5 protein-coding genes and 1 rRNA gene are annotated in these 9,929 nt (G+C 46.7%); 4 read left to right on the forward strand and 2 right to left on the reverse strand.

The features are described from left to right. The first annotated feature begins 3 nt into the window (after window positions 1-3). The 4 genes from Q365_RS0113910 to Q365_RS0113925 all read left to right on the forward strand — a co-directional run bounded on the left by Q365_RS0113910 (window position 4) and on the right by Q365_RS0113925 (window position 8,985). Window positions 4-1,920: a beta-N-acetylhexosaminidase gene (locus Q365_RS0113910; protein ID WP_028023916.1), complete on the forward strand. Its 1,917-nt coding sequence runs from the start codon at window positions 4-6 to the stop codon at window positions 1,918-1,920. A 37-nt stretch (window positions 1,921-1,957) separates the two neighbouring features. After that, window positions 1,958-4,363: a GH36-type glycosyl hydrolase domain-containing protein gene (locus tag Q365_RS0113915; protein WP_028023917.1), complete on the forward strand. Its 2,406-nt coding sequence runs from the start codon at window positions 1,958-1,960 to the stop codon at window positions 4,361-4,363. Between the two features lie 61 nt (window positions 4,364-4,424). Continuing rightward, a complete protein-coding gene (locus Q365_RS0113920) occupies window positions 4,425-5,837 on the forward strand; it encodes a phosphoglucomutase/phosphomannomutase family protein (protein ID WP_028023918.1) in 1,413 nt (470 codons plus the stop codon). Window positions 5,838-6,411: 574 nt separating this feature from the next. Next, complete coding sequence (locus Q365_RS0113925) at window positions 6,412-8,985, forward strand: family 20 glycosylhydrolase (protein ID WP_028023919.1); 2,574 nt, start codon at window positions 6,412-6,414, stop codon at window positions 8,983-8,985. Between the two features lie 150 nt (window positions 8,986-9,135). On the opposite strand, the gene Q365_RS0113930 is transcribed toward Q365_RS0113925, so the two are convergent. Together Q365_RS0113930 and rrf are read right to left on the reverse strand one after the other, a co-directional pair. After that, window positions 9,136-9,426 carry an MliC family protein gene (locus Q365_RS0113930; protein ID WP_028023920.1) on the reverse strand — a complete coding sequence of 97 codons (291 nt, stop codon included), beginning with the start codon at window positions 9,424-9,426 and terminating at the stop codon, window positions 9,136-9,138. Window positions 9,427-9,689: 263 nt separating this feature from the next. Continuing rightward, window positions 9,690-9,805: ribosomal RNA gene (gene rrf, locus Q365_RS0113935) — 5S ribosomal RNA — on the reverse strand. Between the last annotated feature and the right edge of the window lie 124 nt (window positions 9,806-9,929).

Raw genomic sequence — 9,929 nt, forward strand, 5'->3', positions numbered from 1 at the left:
GCCATGAACTTTCGCTTAGATCTCAATGTTATCGACGTTCAGCCAAACGAAAGCCGCTTCGCTCTCGTGCTGCACAATTTGTCTGAATACAACATTGAAAATTGGCAACTCACTTTTAGTGTCAGCCGATACGTCATCCCTACGAGTGTGTCTCATGGCACATTGAAGCAGGTGGGTAGCTTGTGCGTCTTCGAAACAGGCGCTCCACTCAATGCGAATGATCATTTGTATCTCGAGTTCAGCCACACCACTAAGCCGTTCTCTATGCACGATGAAGGGATTGGCGACGCATGTCTGATGATCACCACAGACAAAGGCATTACAGCAACACCGGTGGAGACAACACTCATCAACCTAGGGGTGCAATCGCCAGAGCGTACACCGCTAACACTGCCAGAACCAAAAGCTATCAATCTGATCCCTCAGCCAAAAGCATTGGTTGTCACACAGGGACAATTCGCGCTTACTGACGAGAGTGCTGTCGTCAGTGACTGTGATGCAGGTCAGCTTGCAGCAACATGGCTTGCCCAAGAGCTCTCTGCTCATTTGCGTAGTGATGTTACGGTGAAAGCGGATGGTGCTATTCGTCTAAAACAAGACACAAAACTGGCACCTTCCCATTACCGAGTGAGTGTGAAGCCCCAAGGAATCACTATCAGCGCATCGGATGAGGGCGGTTTTTCGCACGGTGTCGCGACAGTGCTGCAATTGGTTCCAAGCCAAGTGTCTCACCGTCACCATGCTGCTTACACCTTGCCGTGTGTTGAGATTGAAGATCACCCACGTTTTGGCTATCGCGGCATGATGTTGGATTGTGCTCGCCACTTCCATCCAGTACGTCGTGTCAAAGATCTCATCAACCAATTGGCTCGTTACAAATTTAACTGCTTCCATTGGCATTTGACCGACGATGAAGGCTGGCGCATTCAAATTGATGCGTTTCCTGAGCTTACTGAGATCGGCGCATGGCGTGGACCTTTTGAAACGCTGGAGCCTCAATACACGTCGCTTTCAAAGATCCACGGCGGATTCTATTCCAAAGACGAAATTCGCGACGTTGTGGCCTATGCCGCACAGCGTGGCATTACTGTGATCCCTGAAATCGATATTCCAGGTCACTGCCGTGCAGCCATCAAATCCCTACCTCATATGTTGGTAGAAGATGCCGATGCTTCCGCGTATCGCAGTATTCAAAACTACACAGACAATGTACTAAATCCAGGATTGAAAGGAACTTACACATTCCTAGAAACCGTGTTAGCGGAAGTTTGTGAGCTATTCCCCGGCCCATTCGTTCACATTGGTGCCGATGAAGTACCCGAGAATGTCTGGACAGACAGCCCTTCATGCCAAGCATTGATGAAAACATGCGGCTATTCCGACACCAAAGAACTTCAAGGCCACGTTTTACGTTATGCCGAAAACTTCTTAAGCACCAAAGGCAAACAAATGTTTGGTTGGGAAGAAGCGGTGTTTGGCGACAAAGTCAGTAAAGACACCGTTATTTTCTCTTGGGTTAGCGAACAATCGGGCATTGACTGTATTCGTAATGGCTACGATGTGGTTCTGCAGCCAGGACAAGAAACGTATCTCGATATGGCACAAGACTTTTCTACGGATGAACCGGGAACAGATTGGGCCTGTAAAGTACCACTTGAAAAAGCCTATCACTATGAACCCTTTGCTAGCTCGGACGTCACTCCCAGTGAGTTTGAGAAAATCAAAGGCATTCAATGCGCACTTTGGTGCGAAGTGACCAATACCCAAAGCCGCTTTGAGTACATGATCTTCCCTCGCCTTCTCGCGATTGCAGAAGTGTGCTGGAGCGCCAAGGAACAAAGAGATTGGGCAGACTTCCAAGCCCGTCTCAGCGGACAACTGCAGTACCTAGATCGTCTAGGTATTAACTATCGTCGGTAATAACTTTAATTTATAAGATTTGTAGAGGAAACACGCCATGAAATACGGCTATTTTGACAATGATAACCGGGAATATGTCATTACCCGCCCTGACGTACCGGCGCCATGGACAAACTATTTAGGCACAGAAAAATTCTGTACCGTGATTTCACACAACGCAGGTGGCTACTCGTTCTACAACAGCCCTGAGTACAATCGTGTGACTAAATTCCGTCCAAACGGCACATTCGACCGTCCTGGGCACTATGTATATCTGCGTGATGACGAAACCGGTGATTACTGGTCAATCTCTTGGCAACCTGTAGCGAAGAGTCTTGAAGAAGCTTCATACGAAGTTCGTCACGGTCTGTCTTACTCTAAGTTCAAGTGTGAGTACAACGGTATCACCGCTGAGAAAACACTGTTCGTTCCTAAGGGTGAAGACGCGCAAGTTTGGGATGTGAAAATCAAGAACGACGGCGACAAGCCGCGTACCATTAGTGCATTCTCGTTCGTTGAGTTCTCATTCAGCCACATCCAGTCAGACAACCAGAACCACCAGATGAGCCTTTACTCAGCTGGCACGTCATACAACGATGGGGTTCTTGAGTACGACTTGTACTACAACACCAACGATTACGAAGGTTTCTACTACATGGCTTCAAGCTTCGATCCTGATAGCTTCGATGGTCAGCGTGATAGCTTCCTTGGTATGTACCGCGACGAAGCTAACCCAATTGCGGTTGAAAAGGGTCGCTGTTCTAACCATGTTCAAACTTGCTACAACCACTGTGGTTCTCTGCACAAGCAGTTCGTTATCCAGCCGGGTGAAGAAGTTCGTTTCGTATTCATTCTAGGTATCGGCAAAGGTGAAGGTCAGCGTTTGCGTACTAAGTACCAAGACTTCACTAACGTCGATGCTGCATTTGCAGACATCAAAGGTCACTGGGACAGCCGTTGTAACAAGTTCCAAGTGAAGTCACCAAATGAAGGCCTAGACACCATGATCAATGCTTGGACACTTTACCAAGCTGAAACATGTGTTGTTTGGTCTCGTTTTGCCTCGTTCATCGAAGTCGGTGGCCGTACTGGTCTTGGCTACCGTGACACCGCGCAAGACGCGATTTCTGTTCCGCATTCAAACCCTGAAATGACACGTAAGCGTCTTGTCGACTTGCTACGCGGCCAAGTAAAAGCGGGGTACGGTCTGCACCTATTTGATCCAGATTGGTTCGATCCAGCAAAAGCAGACGTTAAACCTTCTAAGTCACCAACCGTTGTTCCAACGCCAAGTGACGAAGACAAGATCCACGGCATCGACGACACCTGTTCAGATGATCACCTGTGGATCGTACCAACCATCATCAAGTACGTCACCGAAACGGGTGAAGAAAGCTTCCTTGATGAAGTGATCCCATATGCAGACGGCGGCAACGCAACCGTATATGAGCACATGAAAGCGGCATTGAATTTCTCTGCAGAATACGTTGGTCAAACCGGTATCTGTAAAGGTCTACGCGCTGACTGGAATGACTGTCTAAACCTAGGTGGCGGTGAGTCATCCATGGTTTCATTCCTTCACTTCTGGGCACTGCAAGAGTTCATCACTCTAGCGAAACACAAAGGCCAAGATGCTGACGTTCAGGCATACACTGAAATGGCAGCAAACGTGCGCGAAGCATGTGAAAAACACCTTTGGGATGACGAGGGGGGCTGGTACATCCGTGGTCTAACCAAAGATGGCGACAAAATCGGTACAGCTCAACAAACCGAAGGTCGTATTCACCTTGAGTCAAACACACTGGCTGTTCTTTCTGGTATGGCATCGCAAGATCGTGGCGAGAAGGCCATGGATGCAGTTGATGAGAACTTGTTCTCTGAATACGGCTTGCACCTAAACTCACCGTCTTTCTCAACACCTAACGACGACATCGGTTTCGTCACCCGCGTTTACCAAGGCGTGAAAGAAAACGGCGCAATCTTCTCGCATCCAAACCCATGGGCTTGGGTTGCTGAAGCGAAACTGGGTCGTGGTGACCGTGCAATGAAGTTCTACGATGCACTTAACCCGTACAACCAAAATGACATGATCGAAAAACGTGTTGCTGAACCTTATTCATACGTTCAGTTCATCATGGGTCGTGACCATGAAAACCATGGCCGTGCTAACCACCCTTGGTTAACAGGCACATCTGGTTGGGCTTACTTTGCTGTCACCAACTTCATTCTTGGCGTACAAGTAGGCTTTGACGGCCTAAGCGTTAACCCTTGTATTCCTACTGAGTGGCCAGGATTTGAAGTGAACCGCGAATGGCGCGGTGCGACTTACCAAATCAAGGTAGAAAACCCGAACGGCGTAAGCAAAGGCGTGAAAACCATCACCTTAAACGGTGAAGAAGTTACTGGTGCCATCCCAGCGCAAGCTGAAGGTTCAGTAAACGTTGTTAGCGTAGTAATGGGCTAATACAAAAAAAGGAGGGCACTTTGCCCTCCTTTTTTATTCCTGTTTTGAAAGGAGCTCTACCATGATTCAATTTGGTACAGGCGGATGGCGAGCCTTCATTGGTGAAGAGTTCACCAAAGACAACGTACGCTTAGTGGCGCAATCTCTTGCCAACATAATGATTAATGAAAACGCATGCGAGCCTGGCTTCATCATCGGCTACGACCGTCGTTTTCTTTCAGACAAAGCCGCAGCATGGTTTGCAGAAGTGCTAGCTGCAAACGGTATTACTGTCAGCTTCATCGACAAATACGTGCCAACACCTGTCGTCATGTTCAAAGCGAAGCAAATGGAAACGCATTACTCTGCGTGTATCACTGCTTCCCATAACCCTGCGGATTACAACGGCATCAAAGTCTTTATCCAAGGCGGCCGCGACGCAGATGAAATCATTACGGCAAAAATCGAAGAGCAAGTCGGCAAGCTAAAAGCCACTGATGTGAAATCGATGGATTTTGAAGACGCACAAGCCCAAGGGCTGGTTAAGATCATCAACCCAATGAACGAATTCGTTGATTCGATCATTGATTTCATTGATATCGACGCCATTAAAGCCGCTAACCTTCGCGTACTGATCGATCCAATGTTTGGTGTCGCAAAGAATGCCCTTCAAACCGTTCTGATTTCTGGTCGTTGTGATGTCGACGTGATCAACGATGGCGAAAACCCAGGATTTGGTGGCACCATGCCTTCACCAAGCGCTGCGACACTTTACCGCTTGAAACACATGGTTGCCCATGAAGGCTATGACATTGGTATCGGTACCGATGGTGATGCTGACCGTCTAGGCATCATCGATGAAAAAGGTAACTTCATACACCCGAACGAAGTATTGCTGCTGCTTTATTACTACATGTTGGAATACAAGGGCTTGAAAGGCTCTGTGGTGCGCAATATCGCCACCACACACCTACTTGATAGAGTTGCGGCAGACCATAATGAAAACAGCTTTGAAGTACCTGTTGGCTTCAAACACATCAGTTCTCAAATGGAAGCGGATGATTCTCTGATCGGCGGTGAAAGCTCTGGCGGTCTAACGATTCGCGGTCACATCAAAGGCAAAGATGGCGTATTCGCCTCAAGCCTCTTGGTTGAGATGATCAGTGTTACGGGCAAGAAATTGTCTGAAATGCTTGATGAAATCTACGGCAAATATGGCTATGCCTATACTGCTGAGGGCGACTGCACCTTCAAGGCATCTCAACGCGACAGTCTTTACAATCGTATCTACGTTGATAAAGAACTCCCTGAGTTTGCATATGAAATCGAAAAAGTCAGCTACGCCGACGGTCTAAAAGTCTACTTCAAGAACGGAGGATGGGCGTTAGCTCGCTTCTCTGGTACTGAACCACTACTTCGTATCTTCGTTGAGTGGGAAGACAAAGAAACTGCTGAAGCGCTAGTTCAACAAATCAAAGAGTTTCTATACGTATAACCCATTACATCGAATAGCTGAATTCATGAGAATGGATCACATGCCAGTTCAGCCTTTTGGGTCATACCGTTCAAAAAGGGTAGCGTTGCTGCCCTTTTTCATTTCCCGCAACGGATGAATACTCATCTCTGCTAAACACTATCTTCATCTATTTTCTACCAGCACCAACATGCTCTCATTGGCGTTTCGATTACGCTTTATCTGCAATACTCAGACTCTCATTATTGTACGGACATAGAGCGAATGCGCGGACGAAATGATTCATTATCATCAAGCCGAACAGTGTTAAGTCTGCGATGCTCATGGATTCAATTGAGTTCTCACTTATTTTATTGCGTTCGTACTTATTTTTTCACTGCAATTTGTATCAATACTCCTTCCCACACACAAAAAACACTGGGGAAATAACGATAAGTAACTCGAAACTATTACTTTAAACACAACGCAGTTTCACCAACCAACAAGATTTCCTTCCCATAAATAAAGCCCGATATTTCAATGCGTAATTTGTCAGCAGCCTCATCTCCTACGCTTCAATGGATTTATTTCGATGAGTGAATTTAAGGAGCTACAGATGTTAAAACGCGTTTTACTCGCCACGGCAATTTCTGGTGCATTGGCATCACCAAGCTATGCCATTTCTTCGCAAGCATTATCACAATTGGGAGATGGCATTGATCTGACATACGCGGTTTTAGACAACCAACAGAACGAATGGCGTACATTTAAAGGCCAAATCACGTTACAAAACACCAGTTCAGTCGCGCTGCCTGCTTCAGGTTGGTCTATCTACTTCAGCCATATTCGCATGATGCAGCCACTGGCAAATAATGATTTGACCGTCAGTCACGTGAATGGCGATATTTTTAAAATAGAGCCGACAGAGAACTTCAAAGCCTTAGAAGCAGGAAAAACACTAACCATCGAGTTTGAATCAGAGTTTTGGCAGATAGCGAAAACCGACATCATGCCTAACTGGTACTTAGTGTCTGATAGCGGCGAGACTGCCTTAATTGAAAGCACAAGTAATAGTATTGATGGTGAAGTTCCAACAAAACCCGGTGAGGAGCTCCCCTTCGTTTCAGATTTTGACAACGAACTGAAGTGGAAGCGCTATGGTGGCAGCATAACGGATTTTTACGACCCATTTACCGCGGCTAATCGTTACGCAAAAAACAGCGACCTAAACAAATTAGAAAACGTAAAAGGGGTCATTCCTACACCAGCCTCTATTGTCTTGGGTGACGGCGACGTTGCCATCGACCCTTCTTGGGTGGTGGTTTTTGACAATGGTTACCAACATCAAGCCGAATTTATCGCTAAGCAGTTTGGGCTAACTGCTGTGCCTTGGACACCTAACCAATCTAAAGTCATTCGCGTTGGATGGGGACAGGTCAACATTGATGGTAAACCAAAGTGGGAGGAAGCATACAGTCTTACAGTGTCGCCCTCCGCAGAGAAAATCAACATTGATGCCGTCGATCAAGCAGGTGCATTGTATGCCGCTCAATCACTTCTTCAGTTAACAGAAGGCAATATCATCCCCGAGGTAAATATCTCTGACGCACCACGTTTCGCTTACCGCGGGCTTTCAATTGATGCTGCGCGAAACTTTAGAACCAAAGACTCAATTCTAGAGCTGATTGACCAAATGTCGGCTGTAAAACTCAACAAACTGCACCTTCGCCTTAGCGACGATGAAGCGTGGCGTATCGAAATCCCAGCCTTGCCTGAATTAGCCACCGTTGGCTCTCAGCGTTGCCATGATCTCAGCGAAACAGCATGTGTGCTCCCTTTCCTTGGCGCAGGTCCAGACGGTACAGCCGAATCAAACGGTTATTACACCCAAGCTGACTACAAAGAGATTCTTGAAGCGGCTAACGCTCTGAACATCGAAGTCATTCCAGAAGTAGACATGCCAGGCCATGCACACGCAGCCATTAAAGCCATGGAAGCTCGCTATGAGAGACTCGCGGCAGAAGGCGATATGACAGCAGCCAATGAGTACCTATTGAGCGATCCGGATGACACCACTGAATACCTTTCAGTTCAGATGTTTACCGACAATGCAATGAACGTTTGTATGGATTCAACCTACAACTTTGTTGATACCGTCGTGAGTTCACTGATTCAGCTTCATCAAGATATTCAGCCGCTGAAAACATTCCACTTCGGCGGTGATGAAATTGCAGGTGCTTGGACAGATTCACCAATTTGTCAGTCGTTCCTAGCAAACAATAGCGCAGGCATTACAACAGTAGATGAGCTCAGCCAGTACTTTGTCGAACGAATCTCTGCAATCACCGCCAACCACAATCTAAATCTAGGTGGGTGGGAAGATGGCTTGATGCATAACAACGTTGTTTACCCACGTGGCGAGCTTGCCAACACAAAAGTCAGTGGCAATGCGTGGCAAAATATTTGGGAATGGGGCGTAGCCGATCGCGCCTTTAACCTAGCGAACAATGGCTATGGTGTAGTTTACAACCAAGCGACGCATTTCTATTTCGATCACCCTTATGAGCCGGATCCAGAAGAGCGCGGCTACTACTGGGCTCCTCGCTTTACCGATACACGTAAATCATTTGGCTTCATGCCTGACGATCTATACGCAAATGCTGACTTTACCCGTGCTGGGGCCCCGATCACTAAAGAAGAAGTGTTAAATGCAGCAAGTGTAAAAACGCTAGAGCGTCCTGAAAACGTGCTTGGTCTTCAGGGCTCAGTATGGACTGAAACCATTCGTACCGAAGCGCAATTTGAAGGAATGACCTTCCCACGCGCAATCGCTTTGGCTGAGCGTGCTTGGCACACAGCGTCCTGGGAAGCGCATGATGCGAACGGAAAGCTGGTTGATGATGCAGCCCGCGCAGCAGACTACAACACGTTTGCAAATCTAGTGGCGAAAAAAGTCATGCCGAACCTTGAAGCGAATGGCATTGCTTTTAACCTGCCGGTTCCTGGTGGGATCATTGATGGTGGTGTACTGAAAGCAAACAGTGCTTTCCCTGGCCTCATGATCGAATACTCTGTAGACAATGGTCAAAGTTGGGAGATCTATAACGCGGCTCAAGCGCCGTCTGTCTCCAACGCATTGATCCGCACAGTATCCGGTGAAAGATCTAGCCGAGTATCGATAGTTAAGTAAAAAAAGAAATCAAGCGTTTAAAGCCCTAATCATATGATTAGGGCTTTCATCTAGATTCAAGTTGGTAAACAGACAAAGTATTTGAGTATGTCGATGCGATGCCCACCTATTCACCACCCCAAAATACTATTTTTGGGCTGCTGGAAGCACTCATTTAACCAATAAGCACTCTCGTAAAGTGTTATCGCCCCATACCAACATGGCTTCATCAGCTTTGGTATAAAGCCCAAATTGCTTATCTTCAGACTCCCATTGCGCGCCGGACGCAGATCGAATCCGCGGAAGAGTTAACTCGTCATCATTAAAACGTACAACTGCCGAGTCTGACGTCACCATGGCATCAAAGGTTTGCTCTCCTTCACATACATACTGATGTGGTAGAGATGTACTGCACGCGGCTATAAAAAACGAAGCTAACAAGACACTGAACAGTTTCTTCATATAACCCCCTCAAAATTGATTTCATCGATATCATTTCACGCAACTCAATAGTTGGCTGTCTGAGTGATCACATAGCGAGCAACTTTACAGAATAGAATATCAAAAACAGACAGTTATATTGATTCAGTAAATAAGCAAACCAGATCAGATTCGTTCAGAAGGGATTAATTTAACGCAAATGCAAAAAAGCCCTGACCGTCAGGTCAGGGCTTTTTGTTTTTTTGCCTTCATCTTTTTCTGAAAAAGATGAAAACGAATTTGAAGCCTGGCGATGTCCTACTCTCACATGGGGAGACCCCACACTACCATCGGCGCTGTTACGTTTCACTACTGAGTTCGGCATGGAATCAGGTGGGTCCATAACGCTATGGTCGCCAAGCAAATTTTGTTGTGTTTCCCGCATCCGCGAAAAACTAAAATCTGGGAAAATTCTGACTAGCTTCTCTTACACACATTCAATGTTCTTATCTGAGTCCGCTAAAACCCCTTGGGTGTTGTATGGT

Source organism: Enterovibrio calviensis DSM 14347 (assembly GCF_000621165.1).
GTDB lineage: Bacteria > Pseudomonadota > Gammaproteobacteria > Enterobacterales > Vibrionaceae > Enterovibrio > Enterovibrio calviensis.